Source organism: Sphingomonas sp. LH128, assembly GCF_000293195.2.
Taxonomy (GTDB): Bacteria; Pseudomonadota; Alphaproteobacteria; order Sphingomonadales; family Sphingomonadaceae; genus Novosphingobium; species Novosphingobium resinovorum_A.
This window is the reverse complement of sequence record NZ_ALVC01000140.1, coordinates 1-23478: the sequence shown is the minus strand read 5'-3', so window position 1 is coordinate 23478 and position 23478 is coordinate 1. Positions and strand designations below refer to the sequence as shown.

Here is a 23478-nt window from a genome sequence, read left to right as displayed (position 1 = left end):
TCCCTCTTTCATCCTACATCACGCCCAAATCCAACTAGCGACTGGATAAGGCTCTTGAATTCATGGAAGAACAGCTTGCTCAGACATTCCTTCTGATCGCGGCTGCATTTGTGGCCGTTGCCATCCTGGCGAGGCTGCGCCTGTCGCCGGTCTTGGGCTATCTCGCCGCGGGCCTGCTCCTGGGCCCCCATGGCATAGGCGCAGTAACCGACAGCGAAGGCACCCATTTTTTCGGCGAGCTCGGCATCGCTCTCCTCATGTTCGTGATTGGCCTTGAATTTTCCGTGCCTCGGCTGCTGTCCAGCGGGGGCGCCATGATCGGGCTCGGGTTCGGAACCGTGGCAGGCGCAACACTGCTGGCGGGAGCTGCGAGCCATTTCCTCGTAGGATTGCCGCTTCTGCCAGCGGCCCTCCTGGGCGGCGCCATCGCCATGTCATCGACCGCCATCATCCAAAAGCATCTCGTCGACACCGACGCGGTATCGAGCCGCCACGGCGTGGCTGCGACCGGCATAGTCCTGTTTGAGGACCTGGTCGCTTTGATCCTGCTGTCGCTCATTGCTGCCCTTCCAGACGCGGCCAACGAGGTCGAGATGGAAAAGGTGCTGCTGCGTATGGGTGTCAGCTTCGTGGCATTGGCGGGCGTGGCTCTTCTCGCACGGCGGACTCTGGGCCGACTGCTCGGTTGGGTCGCGAGATCCGGCCAGGACGAAACTTTCCTGCTGGCCGTGCTGACGCTTGTGGTGGGCGCGTCGCTCGCAGCCGAAATGATCGGACTGTCACTTCCTATCGGCGCCTTCGTAGTCGGGATGATGGTCGGCGAAAGTGACTTCAGGCACCAGCTCGAAGAGGAAATCCGGCCATTTCGCGATCTGCTGCTGGGCATCTTCTTCGTGACGATTGGCATGTCGGTCGACTGGTCGCAGATCCTGGCCCAGCCGGCTGTCACCTTTCTCGTTCTGGCCGCGATCCTCGTCGTCAAGTTCCTGGTCGTCTTTGGGGTCACCCGTCTCTCGGGCCTCCCGGCAAGCAGCGCGGTCAAGACCGGCTTGCTTCTGGCGCATTCGGGTGAGCTTGGGCTACTCATCGTGGGCAGGTCGCTCGATAGCGCCCTTCTGTCGCCCGCGATCGGCCAGCCCGTCCTGGGCGCGATCGCCGCGAGCATGCTCGTCGGACCGATCCTGGGGCAGTGGAGCGACCGGGCCGGAGATCTCATCCGGCGAAGCCGGGATCCGCGCGGCGCGGAGATCGAAACAGCCGTTCGCACAACATCTCAAGAGCTCAAGGGTCATGTTGTGCTTGCCGGCTGCGGCCCCGTGGGCCGTCTGGTCGCGCTCACACTCGAGGCGAGCGAAATTCCATACCTGGCGATCGAGCGAAACGTGGAGCGCCTTCGCCGCGCCCAACAGGAAGGTCATAATGCGGTTTTCGGCGACGCCAGCCGAGCGGGAATACTCAAGGCAGCCGGCGTCGATCGCGCTGCGGCCATCATCGTGCTTGTCAACAACTGGCATCGGTCGGTGCGCATCATTCGCGAAGCCAAGCGCCTGAACCCCGCGATCCAGGTGATCGCCAGCCTTCGCGACGATGCGCATCTGGGTGAGTTGGCGCAAGCGGGCGCGGCACATGTCTTTCCCGAAAATTATGCTGCGGGGCTTGGGCTCAGCGCCCAGGCCCTCATGACGCTCGGCATGTCTGCGGACGATGCGACCGATAGGATTCGGGCCATGCGGGCGCAGCTCAGTCCGGACCTTCAGATCGTGCCGCGGTGAGTTGCCAGCCCGACCAACCCCCCTCCAACTAAATCATTACGGCGCCAACATAAAATGTGGAGATAGGCGCGCGGATGACTTACCTTGGATGCAGTGACAAACCAGTGAAGCAGGCTTCAGCCATGGTGCGATCTGAACTTGTGGCCCTCCTGGCCAAGGAAAACCCGGAACTCTCCGCACAGGAGATTGAAAAGATCGTCGATCTCTTCTTCGAAGCGGTTGTCGACCAGCTAGCCGCTGGCGGGCGTGTCGAGCTGCGCGGGTTCGGTGCCTTTTCGACGCGGCTGCACGAGGCTCGCACCGGGCGAAATCCGCGCAGCGGCGCGGCCGTGCCGGTCCCGGCCAAGCGATCCGTGCATTTCAAGCCAGGCAAGGCGATGCGGGAGAGGCTGATCGCCGCGGCGGCTGGCATGATCAAGGCAGCCCCCTCTCCCGCCGCAGCTTCTTCCACCGCGTCGGCCGAAGCGCGCGCAGCCTGAAATCCCTCGGGAGCGCAGGGGTCATGTGACGCCTTCGGCGTAAAATTGCTCGCCTGTCAGCCGATTGCGCGATGTTCGGGGTCCGCCAGGCGAAAGCAGGTCGCAAAACGGCCCTGGTCGGCGACGTTGACCCCTGCCTCTTCGAAACAGCCACGCCACCGCGCATGAACCCTGTCGGCCATGGCGATAGCGATCGCGCGCGCATCCTCGTCCGCCAGGTCGAACTGCGCGACCTGCGAGAGCGCGTTGGCAAGGGTGGCCTGGCGACCCTCGGTACCCACGCCTAGCACGAGCCGGCGATCCAGGCCCACCTGCGGCTTGGGTACGACGTCATAGAGCGGCGACAGCCGCCACCCCTTCCCGTCCCACAGGAAACCATGATTGCGCAGGTGATCGTCGTCATTGGTGACGAGGATGTTGAAGACCATGCGCCTGAACAGTTCCTCGAGATCCCGCCGGACCGCGGTGCCGTGCTGGCGCAGCGTCGCACCGAGATCGGCATAGGCATAGCGGCTGACCTCGCTTTCATGCGCGCCCAGCATCGTAAGCCCCGATGCGAAGGAGGCGCGCAGCATCCGGTTGCCGTCCAGCCTGCGATCGAAACGTTCGATCAGATAGATGTCGCGGCCGAGCAGTTGCTCGAAGCGAAGCGACGGAACGTCGAGCCCGCATTCAGCGGCGAGCCGCATGGTGGCTAGCTCGACCCGGCACTCGGGAAAGGTGTCGTTGCGTGCTGGAAACTTGGCGATCCAGGACTGGCCCTCGATCGTCGTCGCCGCCTTTGGACGCGCGCCGCCCAGCGACGAGCCGGCGGTCAGGAGGGGGCGCAGATTTTCGCTGAGCTGGTCGACCTCCTGCGCTTCTTCGGCAGCGGCAGCCAGTTCTGCCAGGGTGAACTGTTCGCCGGGCGCGTCGGCTTCGCCCCACGGCGCCAAGCGCCTTGGCGCCTCTAGCGTGGGACCGAACGCCAGCGCGCCGACGCGGTGGTCGCCGGATGCGAGCAGAAGATCCGCCTCGCTTGGCGTTCGCTCGCCCATCGCCTTGTACATGAGATACTGACCCCACCCGTCGGGCGCGGCGTCGCGAATCCCATTGAAGACGGCAAAGCCTTCCTCGGTCCGGAATTCCTGGCGCGTGCCGGCCGGCGGCAGCGGCAGGGTCACAGGATCGATCGCGACACGGTCGGGCCGCTCGAGATAGCGATTGCCGTATGCGAAGGTCGCGTAGCTGGCACGCGGCTCGCTGTGGAGGCGCAAAAGGCCCGCGGGGACGGCAACGCCGTCCAAATAGACGAAGACGAAGGTTTCGATGTCGGCCATGGCTTAGAAATCCAGCGGATCGTCGCGCCGCGGCGTGTGGATGCTGTGCGGCAGGCGGCCGATTTCCTCGCTGGTCCCGACCCTGTCGGTTTCAGGGGCGACGAGCGATTCCAGGCGAGCCGTCATACCTAGCACGAAGAGAGCGCTCGCCAGCGCTGCGAGACCTACGGTCGGATCGCCAGCTTCGAGACGCTGCAGCGTCTGCACCGACACCAGCATACGCTCGGCCATCAGTTTCTGCGGGATGCGTCGCCGCTTGCGTGCGGTGCGCAAGTCTTCGCCCAACTGGCGAATGGCACGCTGACTTTGGGGCGGCAGACCGCTGGAGGCTCGAGAGGCGCGAGGCATGGAAAGTGCATGACATATCATGTGAAAATGAGCAATTAAAATGATATGTCACGCCCAACTGAACGATTTCCCTGCCGTCCTGCTCAGGCGCGCAACGCGCGCGCAGCCGCGTCTGTAATCGTGTAAACCGCTTCGCGCTGCGCACCGCGATTATGATGATCGACGCGAAAGCCCTGATAATGCCTGCGCACAAGGCCGGCTCTTACGAGGTCCGAAACAGCGCGGCTGACATTGCAACGGCCCGAGCGCCGGATGCGCACTTTCACCTCCTCCTGGACCACACGGGCCGCCTCCTGCGGATCGTCAGGCAGTGCCTTCTGCGCCTCAAGGCCCGACCGCACCTGGTCGACGATGGCGAGGCGGCGCGCATCGCGCTGCGCAATGGGCACGAGAGAGTCGCAGAGCCAATCGCGCAAAGGAATGCGCTCGCCATCCACCTGGACGTAAGGACCTGCACTGCCGCTGTTCCGCCCCGCCGCCTTGGCGATCAGGTTGAGCACCATGAAGGCATAGCGCGGCCGCCGCGAAACATCGGCGATGCGCTCGATGAGGGCAGGCAAATTCAGGTCGTCGGACGGCGGCTGCCTGACCGGATCGACGGAGGCGAAGAGGTCGGGTTGCTGGAACATAAGATGAATCTATCACGCGCGCGCGCAATGTGAATCCCCAGCGGACAGCACATCCAAGTTTTTCCACCCGTGACATTTTACCGAGCCGGAACCGCCATGGGTTCCACTCAAGCGGGTTCGGTGATCCGTGCCAGATCAGCCCGAAGCCGCCAGACGACACCGGTCGGCTGATAGTCGATGACTCCCTTGCCGCCGAGGTCGCTGGCAAGGCTGGCCATCAACCGGGTGCCGAACCCGCCGCGCTCGGGCGCGCACACGATTGGCCCGCCTCGCTCCGCCCAGCAGATCGTGAGGAAAGACTTTCCCTCTTCCTCCTCGATGGCCCAGCTGAGGTCGACCTGCCCGCCCGGCACCGACAGGGCGCCATATTTCACCGCATTGGTGGAAAGCTCGTGGAGCGACATGGACAGAGCCAGCGAGGCCCGTGCCGATAGAAGAAGGTCAGGCCCCGCAATCCGGATCGCGCCTGTGCGAGCGCCATGAAGCGCCGTTGTCCCTTCGGCGACAGCGCCGATCGGCGCCACCGTCCAGTCGGTGCGGGTGAGCAACTCGTAAGCGGCGCCCAAGGTCTGGAGGCGCTGCCCGATCGCGGTACTCGCCTCCTCCATCGAGGGCGCGCTGCGAAGCGACTGGTGGACGATGGCATTTACCACAGCGAGCGTATTCTTGACCCGGTGCTGGAGCTCGCCGGTCAGGAGCCGCCGATGCATCTCGGCATCCTTTTCCGCAGTGATGTCCCGCACCGTGCCGACGAACTTCTGTTCGCCGCCCAGACCTACGGCAAGCGCGCCCTTGGCGTGGATCCAGCGCTCACGGCCATCACGAGGATTGACCGTGCGATATTCGACGCTGACCGTGCCTGCGCCTCCAGGAGCGAGCGCCTCGGCGATAAGGGCAGCGACCCGCTCGCGATCCTCGGCATGAACCCGCGCGAGAAACGAGGTTTCATAGTCGAGCGCTTCGTCAGGTTCGTGGCCAAGCAACTCCCGGGTGCGCGCGTCCCATTTGAGCGAACGCAGCGCCGGCGTCGATTCCCAGGCGCCGAGTTCGCCTGCGTCGAGGGCAAGACGGGTCCGCTCCTCGCTGGCAGCGAGCTGCGCGAGCGTTTCCTGCTGCTGGCTGAGCGACCTGCGCAATTCCAGCTGCGTCATGACCTGGCGCGCCAGCACTTCGAGGGTGAGCCGCTGGAAGGGCGTGATGCCCTCCGGGCGAGGCTGGCGGTCAAGAACGCAGAGCGTGCCGATGGGCAGACCGTCGGGTGTCTTGAGAAGCGCCCCGGCATAGAAGCGAAGACCACCTTCGGCCGTAACCAGGGGATTGCAATCGACCCGCGGATCGAGCCGTGTGTCGGGGATCACCATCATGTCCTCCTCGAGCAGCGCATGCGCGCAGATCGAGACTTCCAGAGGGAGTTCGCGCGCGCCGATGCCGATTTCGGCCTTGAACCACTGCCGCGCGGCCGCGATGAGGTTGACCACGGCGATCGGCGCGCCAAGCGCCTCGGAGGCCAGACGTGCGATGTCATCAAAGATCGGCTCGGTCGGCGTATCAAGAATGTCATAGCGGTCCAGCGCGGCAACGCGCTCGTCCTCGCTCCAATTTCGGCCGGACGTACTAGGGACCTTGGAGATGTTCGTTTGTACCATCCCGACTGAGTAGCAGCTTTAGGCGGTAAAGTGCGGCAATTCGCCGCAGCCAGAGCATTTCAGAGAAAGCCACAAAGCATAATAGCCAACTTCCGCGCACAACTCCTGTGCGTCGAGGCTTCCAGGGCATTCCGCCTCGCCTGCTCCGCCTCACATCCGATACCATCCGTGACACTTTACCCCGATCTCTAGGTAAAGTGTCACACGCGACATCAGGATTGGAGTAGGACGGCACGCTGCCTGTTTCTGATGGAATCGCTTGATCCTTGCGACCGAACCGTCACGATGCAGGATCCTTTGTAGCGGTGCGGGGAGCGACATATGGGCAGATGGACAGGCATCGGCGCACTCGCGGCAGTTGTATGGGCGCCGCCGCTCATGGCCCAATCGGCAGGCATGACCCGCGAACAGGCGAAAGCCCTCTATGGCGCGGGCGGCTTTCCTGTCGTCACCGACGCCGTCGGGCCGACGAACCGCTGCGGCAAACCGGCAAGGCCGCGCATTACCTTCGTCGATATGAACGGCGATGGACGCAAGGAAGCCCTCTTTATCGACAGCGGAGATTGCTACCAGCAGGAGAAGCGCTGGTATGCCGTCGCCACCCAGGGCGCGGATGGCCGCTGGCGCCGCATTCTGGAAGGGGAAGGCTCCGTCGCGGCGTCGGGTACAGCAGTCAACGGCTGGTTCATGCTCAACGCGACGCGCGGCGGCGTGACGACGCGGCTCGCTTATGATGGCAATGTCTACGCGGACGCACGTATGGCTTCACAGGCGGCGCGGGCCGCCCCATCGACGGCTCGAAATGCCACCTCGGGTCCAGCCGCCGCCGCGCCCGCTGGAGACGCCGCGATCTTCCTTGCCGCCGGCTTCCACCTCAAGAAGGGTCGCTGGGAAAGCGGCTGCAACGATGGCGACGAGGACAATGGGCCAGGGTCCTATGGGCCCGGCACGATCGAGGAGCGGCGCGACTTGAACGGCGACGGCAGACCCGAGGCCATCATCACCGAAGGCGGCACCTATTGTTACGGCAATACGGGCGCCGCCTTCTGGGTAATGAGCCAGCAGGCCGACGGCCGCTGGAAGCGCATGTATAATTCGGTCGGTATCGCCGATATTCGTCCCACCAAGGGCGCGGACGGTTGGCCCGATATCGGCATCGGCGGCCCCGGCCTTTGCATGCCGGTCGTGCGATGGAACGGCCGGGCCTATGTCGACTTGCGGGTCGAGGGTAAGGGATGTGCCCGTTAAGCCGACACGGGATTGCCGAAGCGATTGGCGCTCCGCGAGCCCGGCTCGATGCAAAGCCATAGCTGGGTGATGATCCCAAGAGTCGCGATGGCCATGGTCAAAGGCGCGTCGGTCGCCAGCGGGTCGCCGCGCAGCGTCGTCCAGACCAATCCGACCGTATTAAACCCCGATAATCCAACGTCGTGGAAACGCTTGACCGTAATGGCGATCCCCACCCAGAGCGCCAGCGCGCTAATGACGACGAGCGCGACGTTGATGGCGGCGGCATAGCGTAGCGCGAGCAGCGGGTTGAAAGGCACGAAATCGAACGCGATCGCCCAACCTGTGGCCACCACCGCCAGGAACGGGGCGCGGCCCACTCGCCCTTTTGGAGACAGCAGGATTTCCCCAATATCCATTCAGACGTCCCTTTCCGTCACTGACTGAGATACCTTCAGCATCACGTTCCTCAGCGGCTGGATTTGATCCATCACACCAGCGACTGTAGGCGCAGCAGAACGGGGAATGCGGATGGTGCGGTAGCCAGCGCTCGCCGTCATGGCGTCGCGCTTGAGATCACGAGAAGCGTTATGGGTGCTGTCGTCTACCTCGATCAGGGCTACGATTTTCCCGGTTGTGCGATCTTCGACGACGAAATCTACGATCTTCTGAGAAAAAGCGTTCCGATCCGACGCATACCGACGGCGGCCCACGGGTTTTGGTGCGGCCATAATTGCGCCCATCGAGACTTGAGCATGGAACCGGTAGGCCGGTAACATTTGCTCGAGGACGACAAGCATCGCTTGCTCACGCCGTGTCATAAGCGGCTTGGCTACGGGGGCCGGAGCGCCCCCACCAAAAGGCGCATCGGGAAGGAGTAACCACGCCAGCGCACCAAGTGTCCCGAGAGAAATCAGTGGCACGCAGATGGAGAACAGATAATTTAGGAAGCCCCCTATCGTCATAGCGCGCCTCCCTCAGTTCCAGCCGTCGCGGCGGCCTTCGCCGCCATCGCGCAGCGTGCGCCCATCGAGCGCGGAACGCCGGATTTCGAGCTCGACGCTCTCGCCCTTGCGCCGGGTACGGATGTCGCTGGGGTCGATGTTATTGGCCTTCGCGAAATCCTCGGCCGCCTTTTCGCTGCCGAACTTGCCGGCATCGTCATAATCCCATCCAGACATTATCCTCGTCTCCTTGGTCATGAGCGGCAGAGGGCCGCTCGGCTTACAAATCGAGGCCCAGGCTGCGTTCGGGCAGCGGGGGCAGCAGATCGGCTTGTTCGGGTTTGAGGCGCGGCGCGCTCAGATCATCAGACTTCGTCCTGGCTGCCGCCTGCCCTTCCGCCGGGGGCACCGGCGGCAAGCCATCGAGTCCTTCGGCCGCTTTGGGACCAGGTCCGCCCTCGACGCGTCCCGGATCGAATGGGCCGGATGCCTGCGCCCTTCCCGGACCGTCGATTTCGAGCCGGCCCAGGGTCTCGAGCGCGGAGGTCTTGTTTCCGGGGTTGTGGTCTAGTTGCCGCTCGAGCTTCGCCTTGTCGTCGACCACCATGGTGAGGTCGTCGCGCACGCGCGTGACGCCGACGTTGAAGAGGCGCTGGTTCGACAGGTTGCGCTCATGGCTATCCATGACCGTGATCGCCTTGTCGGTGGTGATCCCCTGCGCCATGTGCATGTTGAGCGCATAGGCCAGGTCCACCCGGCTCAGCGTGGGATCGCCAGACGCGAGCACGAGCCGGTCCCTCCCCGCCGTCTCGACGGTCACGCTGTCGCGATCGACGGCGACAACCCGGGCGAGCGAGGCGTTGGTCAGGCCGCGCGGCTTGTCGTTGGCCGTCCAGCGTATGCGGTCGCCCGCCCGCAGGTGAAGATCCTTCTTCTCGGTCAGCTGGAGGCGATCGCGTGTCTGGGTCGGCGACAATTTCTGCGGATCGAAACGTATTCGGCGGCGGCCTTCGCCCAGCTCGACCTTGCCATTGGCGTGGACGGCCAGGACATCGTAGCGCCCGGCGCGGAGCCCTACGTCCTGGCCGCCGCCCCGACCGACCTCGAGCGTCATGCCGGCGCGGTAGGTGGCCGCGTAGCGCAGTTCCTCGCGCGTCGTGTTGACCCGCTCATAGACCGTGAGGTGGATGCCCTCCCCTTCCAGCGATCCTTCGGCGGCAAGACCCGCCTGGATCCTCTCATTGATCGCCGCACGTGCCTCGCGCCCCGAGGCAAAGACCGCAGTCGCCTGGCGCTCCGCGGGATCGAGCGCCAGCCAGAGATCGGCGGCATGTTCCGCGGGCTGGGAGGCTTCGATGACCTTGTCGCCCAGCACCCGCATCGCCTCGCTTGCCTTGCCGATATTGGCAAGCGCGGCGACGGTGCGCAGGACGTCGGTCCGCTGGCGGATATTCTCGTCCATGCGGGCCAGCGTGCCGCCCGCCGCCTGGATCATGGCGAAGGATTTGCCCGCATCGATCGAGGAGAGCTGCTGCCGGTCACCGACCAGCACGAGCTTGTCGACGCCAAGCGTCTCGACGATGGCGTGGAGCGTGAGCATATCGTTCGACGACACCATCGAGGTCTCGTCGACGACCAGCATCGATCCGGCATGTGCCGCCCGCGCCGCATCATAGCCCGGGCCCTGCGGTTCGGCGACATACCGTTCATGGGCAAGCACGAAAGAGGCGATGGTTTGCGCAGGGACGCCTGCGCCTTCGGCGAGGTCCGCGACCATCTTGTTCTGGAAGGCAAGGCCGGTGATGGCGCGTCCTTCCGCCTCGGCCACGCGGGCGACGGCCTGAAGCATCGTCGACTTGCCGGCGCCGGCGATGCCCTGGATCGAGACCGTGCGGTCGGCCGAGCCGAGGATCAAGGTGGCGGCGGCGAGCTGGCCTGTATTGAGGGGCTGCGTCGCTACGGCCTGCAGGCGGCCCGGCGCCTCGGACGCGTCGATGATTGGGTTCGCCTGTCCGCGGCCCGCCTCTACCTGGGCCAGGATCTGGGTTTCCGTGGCTAGTGCCTGCCGGGTGGTGATGAAGTCGGCTGCGCGCTCCTGTCCCCTGAGCAGCGTGCCGCGCTCGACGAGTTGCTGGATCCGCTGTTCGATCCGATCGATCGTCACGTCCTTGAGGCCAAGGTCGAGCGCGGTCTTGGCAAGGCGATGGATGGGAAAGGCCGCCTCGCGTTCGCTATGCATACGGACTGCCGAGGCGACCGCGAGCTGGGCTCGCGCGATGGCGGGCGACTGGGTGACGCGGGCAAGGCCGCGATCGACCAGAGGATCCGCGGACCGCACCAGGTCGCCGAGCTTCTCGCGGGCGGCGGCGATCGCCTCGGTCACCGCCTTGTAGCCGCGTTCGAGCGGTCCGAGCGCCCCATGGCGATCGGACCGCGCCAGGGCGCCCTCGACGAGGGCCTTTCCGTCGAATCCAAGCGACGCCGCCTTGTCGATCCATTCCTGCTTGAGGGCGTCGCGATCCTCGACATTGAGCTTGGGATCGCGGGTATTGGTGGTGATCTGGTCGCGGCCCTTGTGCGAGACGATGCCAAGCGCCGCCGCCTTTTCGAGGATCGCTTCGCGGCGCTGGCTGTAGGCATCAATCACCTTGCGCGGTACGCCGGCGATCTCGAAGGTGCCGTGCTTGCCGAGCGCCTCGATCCTGAAACCGAGCTGCTCGATGCCTTCGCGCAGATAGGCGTGGTAGATCGAGCCGATGACGGTGTTATGGCTCCAGATCTTGTCCGCGTGGAGCGCTTGCCATTTGCCGTCGGGCAAACGGGTCAGGTCGGCGATCACTGCATGGATATGGCCCTGGGGATCGAGGGCGCGGCTCGTGTCGTGCTGGAAGAGGGCATACACGAGGTTGCCGGTCGCGACAGGAACGGTCCGCCCGCCGATATCCTTGCGACCTTCGGCGAGGTTTTTCTCGACCCAGGCCATCGTCTTCTGGACCGCCGCCATGTTGGCGGCGAGAATGCGCTTGTCGCCCGCCACATAGGCCAGGATCGAGGCTGACTTGGGCATGGAGAAGGTGAGGTCGAGGCCGGCCCGCCGGTTCTCCACTTGAGCCACCCCTTCTCCCGAAGGCAGGATGCCGTTGAGCATGCCCTCGAACGCATCCTTGCCCACTTCTCCCGACAGCCCGAGCGCCCCCGCGCCCTCCCCGCCCCAGGCGCTGATCTCGGAGGATCCTTCGACCGTGTAATAGTCGTCCTTCGCGAAATAGTTCGCGGCGCCCGAAGCGGAGCGGACCGAGGCGACCGACAGCATGTCAGATCCCCATGTCCATGCCGTCGTCCTCGCGCCCGAACGCCTGCCTTAGCTCGACCAGCGTCTGATCCTCGACCTGGGGCGCTGGCGCAGGTTGACCCCGCCCGTCGCGATCGCGCGGCACGCTCTGAGGATCCTCGGTCGCAGCGCGCGCTGCCTGTGCCTTGTCGGCGGCGTGCGTGGGGGTTGCTGGCCGCTCGTCGCTCTCGGTCGCACGCTGCGCCCGGCGGGCCGCTTCATCATGCTCATCCTCGACCTCGGCCGACAGGATATTGGCGGCAAGTTCCTTGGCCAGATTGACGGGATCGGCAACCTCCCCGATCACCTGCGCGGCGCCATCGCGCCCGCCCGCTTCGCCCCCATCGCTCCCCTCGAACGCCTCCTCTCCGCGCCTTGATCGCACCGGCTGGAGATTGGGCCGGGCGATGAAGCCCTGGGCGACCTGGGGATAGTCTTTCCACTGGAGCTGGATGCGCGCGGCGGGAAAGCCGTCGGGGAATTTCACGAAACCATGCATCGAGGGCAGGTTGGTGATGTCGTCCGCGATGACGAGCGGCTCGACCTGCTTGCGCGGCGTCAGCGTCGAGGCGTCGCGCGTGTTGTTGTAGCCGTAGCTATAGGCTTCATCCATCTGCCGCACTTCGCGGTTACCGATGTAGCGCGCGCATTGCTCGGCGGTGTCGAGATCGGCGGTCGCGAGCATGAGCTTGGAGCGCGCGAGCGAGGCGAGATTGCGGGCACCCTGCTCGCCATAGACCTCGATCAGTTTTTCGAAGCTGTGGATCCCCAGGATCATCGCGCCGCCGAACGCGCGGGCGGTCTGGAGACCGTTCTCGATCGCGGGCAGACGATGGAGTGCGCCGAGTTCGTCGAACATGAACCAGGTGCGCAGATCGCGGGTGCGCGGCATGGTCATGAGACGGTTGATGGCGATGTCCATCCACAGCGTCAGCAGCGCCCGGTTCATCGCCAGATCGACATAGTTGGAGGTGATGAACAGGATCGCGCCGGGCTTCTTCTCGGTCGTGATCCAGTTGCAGATCGAGAAGCGTGGCCCCTCGTCGGGAAGGAAGCGCAGCACCTGCGCATTGGTATTGAAGACCGCGCGGATCGATTCCGCCATGCGTGCCGCTTCCGGCGCGGTGAGCGGGTCCGCGATCGTGTTGGCAAGGAAGCGGTGAACCCGCTTCAGGTCGGCCGTCATCAGGTTCTCGGAAAGCGCGAGATTGGTCGTCGCGCCGCGCTCCTGGAGCCGGATGCACATCTCGATGAAGAGGGTGCGCGCCGCGAGCGCCCAGAAGGGTTCGGCAGAGCCGCCGTCCGAGGGAATGAGCGCTGCCGCCGCAGCAGTGAATTCGCTATGCGTGGTGCAGTCGTTGAAGATCGACCAGGCCGGGCAGCGCGCGTCCATCGGGTTGAGGATCGTATCGCGCGCGGAATCGTAGAAGGCTTCGACATAGGCGCCGGTGAGATCGAAGATGACGGCCGTGTCCTCGCGGGCTCGCATCTGCGAAACCAGGCTCCTGAGTTCGGTCGTCTTGCCCGATCCGGTCGTACCGATGAGCATGGTATGCGACTGCTCGGTGCGATGCGGATAAGGGATGCCCGCAAGCGTATAGGGGTGATGGATGCCCGCCGCCTTGCGTGCACGAAACGGCATGTCGAGAATCTTGGCCGGGGCGAGGCCGGGCAGGCGATCCTGCGCCTCCTCTTCGAACTTCGCGTAATTGTGCTGGCTGATCTCGTTGAGAAGCACGTGGCGGGCGACCAGCATGGCTCCGCGCTCGTGGCGTTCCTGAAGGATCGTCTTGCCCCGCCGGCGCGAAAGATCGACGAACCAGAGTGCGACCGGGATGGTGATGAAGATGGATACGAAGAAGGCCGCCAGAAGGCCTTTCATCGCGATCTTCCAGGCCTGGATGACCTCGGCGATATAAGGCACCGCGGGCATCACCGTACGCATGACCTCGCCGCTCGGCAGGGTGACGTTGACGCGCTTGTTGGGGTTGAGGTCGACCCAGTTCCAGAGCGCGGCATAAATCTTCATGCAGATGAGCTGGAAGCCGTGCTCGTCGAGCTTGATCGACATGATCACGAACCAGGCGGCCGCGAACAGGAAGAACCACATCAGGATGGGCAGTTTCGCGCCCGAGAACCACATCAGAAGTTCGTGGGTGAGAAGCTGCGAGCCGCGGGTGAAATTGCCCGAATTGCGCTGCACGCGTCCGCGCGCGCTGTGATGGGTCAAGGGGATGGCCCGGCCGTCTGTGCGGATGTCGTTTTTACGCGCCATGATACTGCTCCAGGCGCTTGTCGGTTTCCGCGACGATGCGGTCGCGAAACTCGGGAAATTGCTCGCGGATGATGATGTCGAGGGCGAGTTGCTGGAACTCGCCGATGCGGGCGAGACGAAGCTGGCTGGCAGTCAGGACCGAGGCCCCGCCGAGATAGGCATCGATGGCGCTGCGGATGACGTCGGACGGCCGACAGTGACGCGCATCGGCGACCGCGACGAGACGGTCGAACCGGTCTCGCGCCATGCGCAGCGAGACGATCTTCGAACTGTGGGACAAGCCAGCCTCCTAGCAGAGAGGCTGGTGGAGCTTGAAAGCGCGATGCCGCTTATAGAGGAGAGCGCGACGCTCCGCAAGAATAGGCGCGGTCAGGAAGGCCGCCGTAAACAGTGATGACGGCTAAGATATTGAATTAGAGCGCATTATTACTTCGGCCGCGCGCGTCATACAGTGTAAACACGCACCCATCAGCCGTAACCCGTTGGATTGCCGGCTTATTTCCTGCAGCTTGCTGCGTAGGGTGTGCTAAAATCCTGAGAGTTCGCCCCGTTGCCCTGGGACGTTCGGGTCGTCGTCTATGAGGGGAAGGAACCGGCCTCCGGCGGGTACTGCTCCGCCCTTTGCGGCGGAACTTGCCTGGGTCAGGCTGGCAGGTGCGGCGCTTTGAGGCGCCAGTGCGGCATAAAGCGGCGCGGTCGTGCGAGCGGTGACACGTTGTCGGTCCCGACTGGCCCTTCGGACGTCCGCCTCAAATGCGCAGGCAGCGTTCTTTTGCTCCGACGCAAGAGGAACCTGCAGGCCCGCCTGCGTGAGGTCTTCGTCGCTTTGGCAGCGGGGGCGAAACGTCCCCCGCCCCAGGCGAGGATCGTCACCCGGATGGGCGGAGACGAGGCGTTCGCATCGGCTCCGAGAGCTTGGCCGGGGACAGGCCCCGCAGGGGTCGGCGGCGGCCTAGCGAATAGAGCCGTCATCGGGCTCGGCCCGATGCGCCCAGCAATCCCTTTCCTGTCTTCCGCCGGGCCTCTCCATCGCTTATAGGAGAGGCGCGTTCACAGCCCGATCAGCTTGAACGAAAGGCCTTCCTATGGCGAAATCCCTGGACGATGAACGCGCGGCCATTGCCGCCGACGAAGAGCGGCTGGCCGATCGCCGCAAGCGGCTCGCGGAACGCGAGCGCGACGCGGCGCTGGCGGCCCTCGACAAGGCGGGGCTGTTCAAGCTCCCGCTCGATAGGATCGAGGCCTTCGCCGCGCAGGTGAAGAAGCTCGGTTTCGAGGAAGTCACCAAACGCCTCGCCGCCTGAAACGACCCCGCCGCGCCGACCGGCGCGGCACGGACGCGGGGGGCTCGATGCCCCCCGCGTCCGTCTGTCCCGAGCAGCAAAAAAGGAGAGGCCTTGCGGCCCCTCCCCTCGGTTTCAATATTCGTCCGACAGACCGCCCGGCACGGTGTGCACCACCCGGTCGATGAGCGTCATCGGCAGCGCGTCATAGTCGCCTTCGTCGATGCTGATGTAGCGGCCCTCGCTCTCCTGGATGACATGCTGGTCGAAGAAGCTGTGGAGCGCGCGGCGCTGTGCGCAGGCGACGGCGGCGAAGAAGGCGGCGTTGTCGGCGGCGGCGCTGGTCATATGGGTGTGCATCGTCTTTCTCCTCTTGTCTTGAAGGACAGGGGAGTGGCCGTCGGCCGTCCGGGATCGGGTCAAGGACCGCCGGCATCGCCGGCGGCCGCGAAGCGGGCGACGGGGGTGCCGATTTTGTCCTGGTTGCCGTGGAGCGAAGCGGAGCGGCGGCCAGGGCAAAATTGGGGGGACCGTCGATCCTTGAGGCGGTCCCGGACGGCTGACATCATGGGAGGTCTGTGAGAGATATTTTCCTCTCGTGGGGGCGCCCCGGCCGAGGCGAGCGGCCCGCGGACCGAAGGGTCCGCTTGGGGGTCGCGAGCGAGCCGGGCGAACCGGCGCGGGGGTGGCCGCTCGAAGCGGGAGTTCGCAGCAACGGGCGGGGGTTCAGACCGGGTTCATGGGCATCGCGCCAAGAAAAAGGCGACCCCTGATGATGCAGGGATCGCCTCAAGTTTGGGTTGCTCGCAACAAAAGCCGCGAGTCCCTCGGGTCGCACCGGGTTTGTAGCATCAAAGGATGCACGAATAGTTGGCGAATTGCGTCGGCTTTGGCAGCTATTTGCCTAAAGCATCAGGCTGGCGGGATCGCGACTTGCCGCCGCCGCGTCGAAGCCCCGCTGCCAGGCTTGATCTCTCGCGCTGCCCCGCCGGTAGCCGCTCCCGCCATGGCCCATGACGAAGGCGCGCCAGCCGGCTTTTTCCGCTTCCCACAAGACATCGACCGGCGCGGGGCCGAGCAGCGTCAGAAGGTCGAGGCGCGGCGCGCGTTCGGGCTTCAAAGGACGTGCCCGGCGTCTCATCGTGTCCCGCCCTGGCCTGCCGGTTCCGTCGCGCTCATACCGGCGCCGTCGACCGCGCCCTGCCCGCCTATTTCGAGCAGAATGTCGCCGCTCATCGGCAGGCGGCGGGTCCGGATCTGCGCGCGCGTGAACTGCGCTTCGTCGAGGACCGCGATTACATGGGCGTCATAGTCGAAGAGCTTGGCGAGGGCGGCCAGGGCCAGCGTGTCGACGCGGGCGCTCAGCGCATAGTCCAGCGCGTGCTCGTCGCCCTCCTTCTGCCGCAGGAGGTCGAGACCCTGCCGGAGGGCTTCGGCTTCGAGATAGGTACGCAGGCGGGCATAGTGTCGCGCGGTGATGCGGGCCACGAGCGGGCGATATTGGATCGTGGACGCGGCGGCGGCATTGCGAAACGGGATCGACATGGGAGCTCTCCTTGTCTGTTGGCTCGCGCCTTTCCACCCCTCTTTTCTTTGGGCTTTGCGGGCCGGTCTCCAGAGCCCGCCGATAGAGGTTTCAGGGTCGCCTTCGGCGCGGCGCGACGGGGTTCGATGCCCCGGCGCGCCGCCCTGCCAGACGAAAAGAAGGAGGAGAGGCCCCGGCCTGAGCCGGAGCCTCTCCGATGGGCTCATGCCCGCTTGGCCGTCCGCTGGTGGGCGAGATTGACGACGTGGAGCGGAACCCCCGCCTGGCGCAGCTTCTGGGCGAGGTTCATCTGGATGCCCGAGCCCTCGCAGATGACCGCTTCGACGGGCTTGAGGTTCACCAGCCGGTCGTTGCGGACGAAGGCGGCGCGGTTGCCCTGGCTGCGGTCCAGGCGGAACTGGATGACCTTGACGCCGCGAGCGGCGGCCCAGGCGTGGGCGATGGCATCGCAGCCCTTGGCCTGCGCGGTCGTGGCGAGGATCATCTCGGGGATGCGCGTCTTGATGCGGTCGAGGCCCTTGTAGAGCAGGTCATGATCTTCCCAGACCTGGCCGCCCGAGAAGATCACCACCGGACCATCGGGCGCGAACTGTTCGCGGCGCGTCCGGGCCCGTCCTGCGAGATAATCGCGCGCGTCGATCATCGAGGCGCTGAGCGCGGAGGATACCCGGCTGCCTTTGACGGGCGAGAAGGGCTTGCCGGTCTCGACCCGGTAGACTTCGGCGGCATGGTCGCGCATGCATTCCATCGCTTCGCGGCATCCCTGCAGCGTCTGGCAGAGCAGCTGCGTGTCCTCGAGTTCCGTCGCGTAGATTTCCGAGGGGTCGTAGTGGCGCGCGAGCTCCCCGAGCGCCTTGGCGGCGTCATCCTCGCGGCCCTCGATGCGCTTGGCCACGACATGGAAGCTGTTGGCAAAGCCCCAGGCGAGATCGGCGGCATAGGCCTCCATCCTGGTGTCGCGCAGGACGTCGAACATCGTCTGCATCATCATGTCGACCGCGGCGCGGACCTGCTCCGGGTCGGGCATGTCGAGCGCTTCGGGCGCCTCGACGATGGAGAGCTTGGCCATCTCGCTATGCTCGATGAAGGCGGCTCCATAATTGCGGCTGGCGTCGTCATTGTCGCGGCTTGCGGCGATGAAGCTGGCGAGATCGGCGAAGTTGGTGAAGTTGGTCATGAGTGCCTCCGTGTGAGTGTCTCATCCGTTCGATGAGGCCCTCCTCCGGGCGTGCGGCGGTCAAGCTGGTCAGGGACGGCGACCGGTCTCCGGTCGCCGCCGCTCTGCGGGGAGTGGGGGAACCGATTTTGTCGGAGTCGGCGCGGCACGCGGCGGCCCCGTCAAAATTGGGGGGACCGCTCATCCTTGACGAGCGCCGATCCCCGCACGCCACACTTGGACGACTAGAGAGAGATAAATAGAAAACTGGTGGATCCGGTTGGCGCCCCCGCAAGGTGATCGTCACCCGGCAGGGCGGAGACGCGGCGCAGGCGCGGCTCCGGGAGCGCCAGCGACTAGAGCGCCGGTCCCGGCCGGCGGCCGGGATGCGTCGTCCCCATCCCGTTCACCGCGCCCCGCCACGCCGACGACGGGATATCCAACCCGGCCCGGACTATCGAGGATCGCCCTGCCCGCAAGATCGCTGGCGCGGGCCAGGCCAGAGGACTATTTTCGAGACCGGACGCCGGTCAGGGACTCGGGCGGCGGCAAATCCGGGATACCAAGATCATGGTCAAAGGCAGGGGCAGCGAGCGCGCCGCGCGGGCGCTGTGCGAGGCGGAGGGCCTGGCGTGCGATATCCGCTTCGAAGGCGCGCCGATGTGGCAAAGCTTCCTGCCGCAGGTCCGGACCGTCCTCGCCGCGATCGCGGACCCGGGCGTGGCCCATGGCGAGGAATGGACGCGGATCATCGCCCATCTGCGGGCGCAGGCCGGGCCGCGCTGAGCGCCCGGCCCGGTATCCGGCCTAGCCGCCGGGCTTGGCCGCGCGGTCGGTGTTGCGCTTGTCCGCGACATAGGTCTGGCCGTTGTCGCCCTTCATGATGACGAACAGGCCGGTCGCCTCGAACAGCCGGGGGAAATTCTTGACCCCATAGTTGCGCGGATCGATCGGCGCCTGGCGCTTTACCGCGCTGCCGGCCGCCGCCATGTGCGCCCAGCCATCGTCGCGGGCGGCGGCCTCGACCGCGCCGCGCAGGGTGGTGATGAGCTTGCTGTCCTGCGCGAGCGACTTGGCGCCGGGCGTCGTCGGCGCTTCTGGCGGAGCGGCAGGCGCGGCGGCAGCCGCCGGCGCAGTGGCAGGCGCCGCCTTGCGGCGACCGCGCCCCTTCGGCTGCGCAGCAGCCGGAGCCTCTACCTCCGCTTCGGCAGGCGGGGTGCTGTCCTCGAGGCCGTCAAGGAAGAGGAAAGTAGTGCAGGCGTTGACGAAAGGCGTCGGCGTCTTGCGCTCGCCGAACCCGTAGACCTCATGGCCATTGGCCTTGAGCTGCATGATCAGCGGCGTGAAGTCGGCATCGCTCGACGCGATCGCGAAGGCGTCCAGGTCCTGAGTATAGAGCAGTTCCATCGCGTCGATGACGAGCGCGATATCGGTGGCGTTCTTGCCGGTGGAATAGCTGAACTGCTGGATCGGACGGATCGCGAAATCGTGGAGCTTTCCGGTCCAGCCCTTGAGCGTCGCCGCCGCCCAGTTGCCATAGGCGCGGCGGATATTGGCGGTGCCATATTTGCTGAGCTCGGCGAGGATGGCCCCGATCTTGGCATGGCTCACATTGTCGGCGTCGATGAGAAGCGCGATGCGGCGGCTGGGTGTGGCGGCGAGGGGCGTGTCGGGTTCCAAGAGCGGTCCTTTGTGCAAGAGAGTGCCGCAGGCGCGCGAGGGATGCGCACCTGTGGCCAGCGAAGGGCGGCGCATGGGCGCCGCCCGGCGCCTGTCAGAAGAAGTGGAGCCGGTCGGCGATGACCTCGGCGCCGTAGCGGGCGTTGCCGTCGCGGTCTTCCCAGCTCGAATAGTGCAGATAGCCCGAAATGGCGACGACGTCGCCCTTCTTGCGCGTGGCCGCGGCCTTGCCCTGGCCGTTGAAGCAGGTGACCTTGTGGAACTCGGTGGTCTTGGCCGTGTAGCCGGTCGCCTCGTCGATATAGGTCTTGCCGTCCTTGAGCTTGACCCGGTCGGTCGCGACGATGAGGGTGACGGGGCCATTGCCCGAGGGGGTCTGCGGATCCTTGGCGACGCGGCCGGTGAGATTGACTTCGTTCATGATGAGCCTCCTTGGGTTGCCGGCGTTCCTTCCCGCCGGTGACACCGATTGGCGGCGTGGGGCTGGGACCTGCACCGACGCGCGCAGCGCGGGAGGGGAACCCCTGGAAGGCGCTGGCGCGGGCCGCCGCGCAGCGGCAACACGGGCGCCTGGAACGGGGTTGCCGGGCCCGGTCCCCTCGCCGCAGGTGTCACGTCAACGGCGCGGAAGGGACGCTGGCAGCCCTGGCCGGCGGTGACCGGACAATCATCTGGCCGCCCCCAAGGATCGGAACCCTGTGGCGCTGGCCCTGGCACCCGGCGCGGCGGGCGAGGCTCATGCGCCGGCAGACCGACCCCGACGCGGGCGCAGGGCGAGCGACCAATGGCGCGCCGACGGGTTCCCTTGAGATACGATGCGGCCCCGGGGCCCGGCGACCTTGCGCGAAGCAGGCGGCCCTCGCCCGCCCGGGCTATCGGCTTGGGCGGGAGCTCCGCATCGACGCCCGTGCGCGGTCAGGGTTGGACGATAGCCTCCGCCCAGGTGCCGAGCACAGCCTCATCGGCGGGGTTCTCGATGCGCACCTCGTCGAGCGTGACGGCGAGCAGGCACACCGGGCGCTGACCCGGCCCGGCGGCCTGGGTGCAGCGCAGGCTGCCGCCATCCGGAAGGCGGGCGACCCGGCCGATGAGCCGGATACGGAGCCCCTTCGGCCCGGGCGCTGCGTCCGGCGCCAAGCGCTTGACCAGGTCATAGGCCCGCCCGGCCCGCGCCGTATCGGTGCGCCCTGCCTCGGTGCGCCATTGCGCAAAGGCCAGCGTCTGCTCAGGCGGGAGCAGGGGCGCAGATGCACCCTCGCTTGCAGCCGGTCCGGGAGGAACGGGCGGACAGGTCTCGGCGCTAGACCAGGGCCGCTCGATCCAGAAGCCCTCGAGCCGGGCCTGCCCGGCCGCTTCCCCCGCCCTGGCGTCGACGCCCGTATCCCCTTCGCCGCTCGTCCCGTCCCCGCCCTTATCCGGAGCAAGCCCCCAGTCGGCCAGCGACCAGCGGGCGGGCGCGACATGAACGCGCAGGGTCTGCTGCGCGGCGTCATAGCGCCAGCGCACGGGCGCGGCGCTGTCGGCAGCGGCAGGCCCGGCACAGCCGAAAGGGAGGGCGAGCTCGAACCGCTTGCCCTGCAGGCCGGTCGGCAGCGCCTGCCCCGATGCGGCGGCATCGGCCGCCTTGGCGGCGAGCGCGAGGAGGTCCGCGCGGCCCAGAATATGCGGCGGTTCAGGCTGGGCCGGCGACGGCGGCGCGGGCTGGAGCGCGGGCGGCGGCGCGCTGTCTGGCCTCGGCGACGTACTGCGCCCGAGCAGGAATCCCCCGCCCGCCAGCGCGAGCGCGGCCACGAGGCCGCCGGCAATGGCAAGACGGCTGGTCCTGAGATTGGGCTCGCGCATGTCCGGGTGATACCAAATTGCAAGGCCGGCTCCACCCCGCCCGGCCTGTTTCTTTTGACCGGGCGTTGACAGGGGCTGACCTGGGTTCGAGGCAGGGACGCGATGACGATCGATCAAATTCTCACCTTGCTCGTGCTGGTCGGCGTGGTCGGCGTGATGATCTGGGACCGGCTGCGCGCCGACGTCGTGGCGCTTGCAGGCGCGGCGATCCTCCTCATGACCGGGGTCGTGCGACCGGTCGACGTGCAGGGCGCTTTTGCCAGTCCCGCCATCATCGCCCTCGCCTCGCTGTTCGTCATTGCCTATGCGCTGGAGCTCTCAGGCCTGCTCGACCGCGCCATCGAACTCGGCGTCGGTCTCTGCCGGCGCCTGGGCGCCAAGGGGGTGTGGCTGCTCCTCTCGATGATCGGCGGCCTCTCCTGTTTTCTCAATTCGACGCCGATCGTGGTGCTGGGCGCGCCGGTGATCCGCGATATCGCGCGCACCCTGGGACAGTCGCCCAAGCGCTATCTGATGCCGCTGTCCTACATCACCGTCCTCACCGGCTGCTGCACGCTGGTGGGCACTTCGACGAACCTTCTCGTCGACGACATGGCGAGCATTGCCGGACAGGCGCGCTTCGGCATTTTCGAGATCACGCCCGTGGGCCTGCCGATCGCCCTGGTCGGCGGGCTCTATCTCTATTTCGTCAGCGGCCGGCTGCTGCGGGCGCATGAGAGCGACGAGCGGGACCGCGAGCCTGGGCCGCTCGAACCCGTCCATATCGGCAATGCCCAGGTCGGCGACGCGACGCTGTTCGCGCAAAAGCGCCCCTTCCAACCGCTCAAGGCCGCGATGGCCTTTGCGATCTTTGCCGGCGCGATCGCGCTGGCGGCGTTCGGGGTCGCACCGATCGCGGCGACGGCGCTCAGCGGCGCGGTCCTTCTGATCCTGCTGCGCGTGATCAGCGCCGACGAGGCCTATGGCGGACTGCGTCCGGAAATCCTGATCCTCATAGCGGGCATGGTGGTGATCGGCATCGCCATGGAATCGAGCGGGCTGGCGGGCGAGGCCTCGGAGTTCCTGATTTCCAGCGTCCACGGGCTGAGCCCGCTGGTCGCGCTGATCGTGCTCTACCTCGCCACGATGGTGCTGACCGAGCTTCTGTCCAACGCGACCGTGGCGGTGCTCGTGACGCCTGTCGCCGTGGCGCTGGCCGACAGTCTCGGCGTCAGCCCGCGGCCCTTTCTGGTCGGAGTCATGATGGCTGCGAGCGCCGCTTTCGCGACCCCTTTCGGCTACCAGACCAATGTCATCGTCTACCAGATGGCGGGCTATCGCTATATGGACTTCGTCCGGGTCGGCCTGCCGCTCAACCTCCTGACCGCGACCGTGGCGATCCTCGCGATCCAGGCCTTTTTTCCGTTCTGAGCCGGACTGGGTCGGCCCTTTCCAGGCGGAATAAGGACAGGACCCGCTGCGCGGGGGAACCGCGGCGGATCCTGCCAGGGGCTTTCCGCGCCGGAGGCGCGGCGCGGAAAGGGAAGAGGATGGTTGCGGTCAATCGGCGGTTTCGACCGCGCGCTGGCGGCGGCCGCGGCGGCCCTGGGCGAGTGCCTGTGCGTCATCACCGCCAAAATCGTCGCCGGCGGTCGAGGCGCCCAGCCCCTCGGGCTCGCCGTGTGCGGCCTGGGAGGCGTCGTCGCCCGGCAGCGGCGGCAGGCCATCGTCGGCTGGCATCGCCATTTCGGCGGGAAGTTCGCGGCGGCGCGAGGGGCGCGACCAGACGACATTGTAGGAGCCGTCCTGCTGCTGGAACAGCGAGACATAGAGCGGCTGGGCGAAACTCGGATCCTCGATCTTGCCATTGTAGAAGATTAGGCCGCTCTCGCGCGAGGCGAGCTCGAACAGTGCGCCGACGCGGACCCAGGCGCGCGCGGCCGACAGCGCCATCACCTCGAACTTGGGCGCATTGGGATTGGCCGAGTGGACCGGGCGGAGCGCGATGGTGAGCTCGACCGT

At 66.2% G+C, this 23478-nt stretch carries 23 protein-coding genes and 1 pseudogene; 6 read left to right on the top strand and 18 right to left on the bottom strand.

The genetic code is table 11. The features are described from left to right. Nucleotides 1–62: 62 nt before the first annotated feature. Both LH128_RS11955 and LH128_RS11950 read left to right on the top strand, forming a co-directional pair. A complete protein-coding gene (locus LH128_RS11955) occupies nucleotides 63–1772 on the top strand; it encodes a cation:proton antiporter domain-containing protein (protein ID WP_008829889.1) in 1710 nt (569 codons plus the stop codon). Nucleotides 1773–1894: 122 nt separating this feature from the next. Further along, nucleotides 1895–2164: pseudogene (locus tag LH128_RS11950) on the top strand (HU family DNA-binding protein); the annotation flags it as partial. Nucleotides 2165–2307: 143 nt separating this feature from the next. On the opposite strand, the gene LH128_RS11945 reads toward LH128_RS11950, so the two are convergent. The 4 genes from LH128_RS11945 to LH128_RS11930 all read right to left on the bottom strand — a co-directional run bounded on the left by LH128_RS11945 (nucleotide 2308) and on the right by LH128_RS11930 (nucleotide 6193). Next, nucleotides 2308–3570, bottom strand: coding sequence for a type II toxin-antitoxin system HipA family toxin (locus LH128_RS11945; RefSeq protein ID WP_008829887.1), 1263 nt, complete (start codon nucleotides 3568–3570; stop codon nucleotides 2308–2310). Between the two features lie 3 nt (nucleotides 3571–3573). After that, nucleotides 3574–3855, bottom strand: coding sequence for a helix-turn-helix domain-containing protein (locus LH128_RS11940; RefSeq protein ID WP_008829886.1), 282 nt, complete (start codon nucleotides 3853–3855; stop codon nucleotides 3574–3576). 146 nt (nucleotides 3856–4001) lie between these two features. Beyond that, nucleotides 4002–4547, bottom strand: coding sequence for a hypothetical protein (locus tag LH128_RS11935; RefSeq protein WP_008829885.1), 546 nt, complete (start codon nucleotides 4545–4547; stop codon nucleotides 4002–4004). Nucleotides 4548–4654: 107 nt separating this feature from the next. Next, nucleotides 4655–6193 (bottom strand): sensor histidine kinase, encoded by a 1539-nt coding sequence (locus LH128_RS11930; RefSeq protein WP_008829884.1) that lies wholly within the window; start codon nucleotides 6191–6193, stop codon nucleotides 4655–4657. A 321-nt stretch (nucleotides 6194–6514) separates the two neighbouring features. Between LH128_RS11930 and LH128_RS11925 the strand changes: the two genes are divergently transcribed. Then, nucleotides 6515–7441 carry an FG-GAP repeat domain-containing protein gene (locus LH128_RS11925; RefSeq protein ID WP_008829883.1) on the top strand — a complete coding sequence of 309 codons (927 nt, stop codon included), beginning with the start codon at nucleotides 6515–6517 and terminating at the stop codon, nucleotides 7439–7441. Here LH128_RS11925 and LH128_RS11920 read toward each other — a convergent pair. The 6 genes from LH128_RS11920 to LH128_RS11895 are packed head-to-tail and all read right to left on the bottom strand — an operon-like array spanning nucleotide 7438 to nucleotide 14250. Then, nucleotides 7438–7839 carry a DUF805 domain-containing protein gene (locus tag LH128_RS11920; protein WP_008829882.1) on the bottom strand — a complete coding sequence of 134 codons (402 nt, stop codon included), beginning with the start codon at nucleotides 7837–7839 and terminating at the stop codon, nucleotides 7438–7440. The two genes, LH128_RS11925 and LH128_RS11920, sit on opposite strands and share 4 nt — an antisense overlap. Next, nucleotides 7840–8385, bottom strand: coding sequence for a DUF2726 domain-containing protein (locus LH128_RS11915; RefSeq protein WP_008829881.1), 546 nt, complete (start codon nucleotides 8383–8385; stop codon nucleotides 7840–7842). A gap of 12 nt (nucleotides 8386–8397) precedes the next feature. Beyond that, a complete protein-coding gene (locus LH128_RS11910; protein WP_008829880.1) occupies nucleotides 8398–8601 on the bottom strand; it encodes a hypothetical protein in 204 nt (67 codons plus the stop codon). A gap of 43 nt (nucleotides 8602–8644) precedes the next feature. Then, nucleotides 8645–11677: a MobF family relaxase gene (mobF, locus tag LH128_RS11905; RefSeq protein ID WP_008829879.1), complete on the bottom strand. Its 3033-nt coding sequence runs from the start codon at nucleotides 11675–11677 to the stop codon at nucleotides 8645–8647. Nucleotide 11678: 1 nt separating this feature from the next. Further along, a complete protein-coding gene (locus LH128_RS11900) occupies nucleotides 11679–13970 on the bottom strand; it encodes a type IV secretion system DNA-binding domain-containing protein (RefSeq protein ID WP_008829878.1) in 2292 nt (763 codons plus the stop codon). Continuing rightward, nucleotides 13960–14250 carry a hypothetical protein gene (locus LH128_RS11895; RefSeq protein WP_008829877.1) on the bottom strand — a complete coding sequence of 97 codons (291 nt, stop codon included), beginning with the start codon at nucleotides 14248–14250 and terminating at the stop codon, nucleotides 13960–13962. The genes LH128_RS11900 and LH128_RS11895 overlap by 11 nt, the downstream gene beginning before the upstream one ends. Before the next feature lie 805 nt (nucleotides 14251–15055). Between LH128_RS11895 and LH128_RS11890 the strand changes: the two genes are divergently transcribed. Continuing rightward, complete coding sequence (locus tag LH128_RS11890) at nucleotides 15056–15274, top strand: hypothetical protein (RefSeq protein WP_008829876.1); 219 nt, start codon at nucleotides 15056–15058, stop codon at nucleotides 15272–15274. 114 nt (nucleotides 15275–15388) lie between these two features. Here LH128_RS11890 and LH128_RS11885 read toward each other — a convergent pair whose 3' ends face one another. The 4 genes from LH128_RS11885 to LH128_RS11870 form a co-directional block, all read right to left on the bottom strand. After that, entirely contained in the window at nucleotides 15389–15613 is a 225-nt protein-coding gene (locus LH128_RS11885; RefSeq protein WP_008829875.1) for a hypothetical protein, read from the bottom strand. 544 nt (nucleotides 15614–16157) lie between these two features. After that, on the bottom strand, nucleotides 16158–16394 hold the full coding sequence (locus tag LH128_RS11880; RefSeq protein WP_129965726.1) for a hypothetical protein: 237 nt from the start codon (nucleotides 16392–16394) through the stop codon (nucleotides 16158–16160). Continuing rightward, nucleotides 16391–16798, bottom strand: a complete 408-nt coding sequence (locus LH128_RS11875) for a hypothetical protein (RefSeq protein ID WP_008829873.1) — start codon at nucleotides 16796–16798, stop codon at nucleotides 16391–16393. Before LH128_RS11875 ends, LH128_RS11880 begins: the two co-directional genes overlap by 4 nt. A 203-nt stretch (nucleotides 16799–17001) precedes the next feature. Continuing rightward, nucleotides 17002–17976, bottom strand: a complete 975-nt coding sequence (locus LH128_RS11870) for a DUF2493 domain-containing protein (protein ID WP_008829872.1) — start codon at nucleotides 17974–17976, stop codon at nucleotides 17002–17004. Between the two features lie 549 nt (nucleotides 17977–18525). Between LH128_RS11870 and LH128_RS11865 the strand changes: the two genes are divergently transcribed. Beyond that, entirely contained in the window at nucleotides 18526–18741 is a 216-nt protein-coding gene (locus LH128_RS11865) for a hypothetical protein (protein WP_008829871.1), read from the top strand. A gap of 21 nt (nucleotides 18742–18762) precedes the next feature. Here LH128_RS11865 and LH128_RS11860 read toward each other — a convergent pair whose 3' ends face one another. From LH128_RS11860 to LH128_RS33365, 3 genes are all read right to left on the bottom strand, one after another. After that, the gene (locus LH128_RS11860; protein WP_037519162.1) at nucleotides 18763–19635 is read right to left on the bottom strand and encodes an NYN domain-containing protein; all 873 of its coding nucleotides are present in this window, start codon (nucleotides 19633–19635) and stop codon (nucleotides 18763–18765) included. A gap of 94 nt (nucleotides 19636–19729) precedes the next feature. Next, nucleotides 19730–20056 carry a single-stranded DNA-binding protein gene (locus LH128_RS11855; protein ID WP_008829869.1) on the bottom strand — a complete coding sequence of 109 codons (327 nt, stop codon included), beginning with the start codon at nucleotides 20054–20056 and terminating at the stop codon, nucleotides 19730–19732. A 494-nt stretch (nucleotides 20057–20550) separates the two neighbouring features. Then, the gene (locus LH128_RS33365; RefSeq protein ID WP_051211480.1) at nucleotides 20551–21477 is read right to left on the bottom strand and encodes a hypothetical protein; all 927 of its coding nucleotides are present in this window, start codon (nucleotides 21475–21477) and stop codon (nucleotides 20551–20553) included. 102 nt (nucleotides 21478–21579) lie between these two features. On the opposite strand from LH128_RS33365, the gene LH128_RS11845 reads away from it, so the two are divergent. Then, complete coding sequence (locus tag LH128_RS11845; RefSeq protein WP_008829867.1) at nucleotides 21580–22887, top strand: SLC13 family permease; 1308 nt, start codon at nucleotides 21580–21582, stop codon at nucleotides 22885–22887. Nucleotides 22888–23016: 129 nt separating this feature from the next. On the opposite strand, the gene LH128_RS11840 is transcribed toward LH128_RS11845, so the two are convergent. Beyond that, nucleotides 23017–23478, bottom strand: a 462-nt coding sequence (locus tag LH128_RS11840; RefSeq protein WP_008829866.1) for a DUF736 domain-containing protein, incomplete at its 5' end; no start/stop codon positions are given.

Coding starts and splice junctions, on each gene's coding strand:
- LH128_RS11955 (WP_008829889.1), top strand. CDS start 63: ATGGAAGAACAGCTTGCTCAGACATTCCTTCTGATCGCGGCTGCATTT.
- LH128_RS11945 (WP_008829887.1), bottom strand. CDS start 3,570: ATGGCCGACATCGAAACCTTCGTCTTCGTCTATTTGGACGGCGTTGCC.
- LH128_RS11935 (WP_008829885.1), bottom strand. CDS start 4,547: ATGTTCCAGCAACCCGACCTCTTCGCCTCCGTCGATCCGGTCAGGCAG.
- LH128_RS11930 (WP_008829884.1), bottom strand. CDS start 6,193: ATGGTACAAACGAACATCTCCAAGGTCCCTAGTACGTCCGGCCGAAAT.
- LH128_RS11925 (WP_008829883.1), top strand. CDS start 6,515: ATGGGCAGATGGACAGGCATCGGCGCACTCGCGGCAGTTGTATGGGCG.
- LH128_RS11920 (WP_008829882.1), bottom strand. CDS start 7,839: ATGGATATTGGGGAAATCCTGCTGTCTCCAAAAGGGCGAGTGGGCCGC.
- LH128_RS11915 (WP_008829881.1), bottom strand. CDS start 8,385: ATGACGATAGGGGGCTTCCTAAATTATCTGTTCTCCATCTGCGTGCCA.
- LH128_RS11910 (WP_008829880.1), bottom strand. CDS start 8,601: ATGTCTGGATGGGATTATGACGATGCCGGCAAGTTCGGCAGCGAAAAG.
- mobF (WP_008829879.1), bottom strand. CDS start 11,677: ATGCTGTCGGTCGCCTCGGTCCGCTCCGCTTCGGGCGCCGCGAACTAT.
- LH128_RS11900 (WP_008829878.1), bottom strand. CDS start 13,970: ATGGCGCGTAAAAACGACATCCGCACAGACGGCCGGGCCATCCCCTTG.
- LH128_RS11890 (WP_008829876.1), top strand. CDS start 15,056: ATGGCGAAATCCCTGGACGATGAACGCGCGGCCATTGCCGCCGACGAA.
- LH128_RS11885 (WP_008829875.1), bottom strand. CDS start 15,613: ATGCACACCCATATGACCAGCGCCGCCGCCGACAACGCCGCCTTCTTC.
- LH128_RS11880 (WP_129965726.1), bottom strand. CDS start 16,394: ATGAGACGCCGGGCACGTCCTTTGAAGCCCGAACGCGCGCCGCGCCTC.
- LH128_RS11875 (WP_008829873.1), bottom strand. CDS start 16,798: ATGTCGATCCCGTTTCGCAATGCCGCCGCCGCGTCCACGATCCAATAT.
- LH128_RS11870 (WP_008829872.1), bottom strand. CDS start 17,976: ATGACCAACTTCACCAACTTCGCCGATCTCGCCAGCTTCATCGCCGCA.
- LH128_RS11865 (WP_008829871.1), top strand. CDS start 18,526: ATGGTCAAAGGCAGGGGCAGCGAGCGCGCCGCGCGGGCGCTGTGCGAG.
- LH128_RS11855 (WP_008829869.1), bottom strand. CDS start 20,056: ATGAACGAAGTCAATCTCACCGGCCGCGTCGCCAAGGATCCGCAGACC.
- LH128_RS33365 (WP_051211480.1), bottom strand. CDS start 21,477: ATGCGCGAGCCCAATCTCAGGACCAGCCGTCTTGCCATTGCCGGCGGC.
- LH128_RS11845 (WP_008829867.1), top strand. CDS start 21,580: ATGACGATCGATCAAATTCTCACCTTGCTCGTGCTGGTCGGCGTGGTC.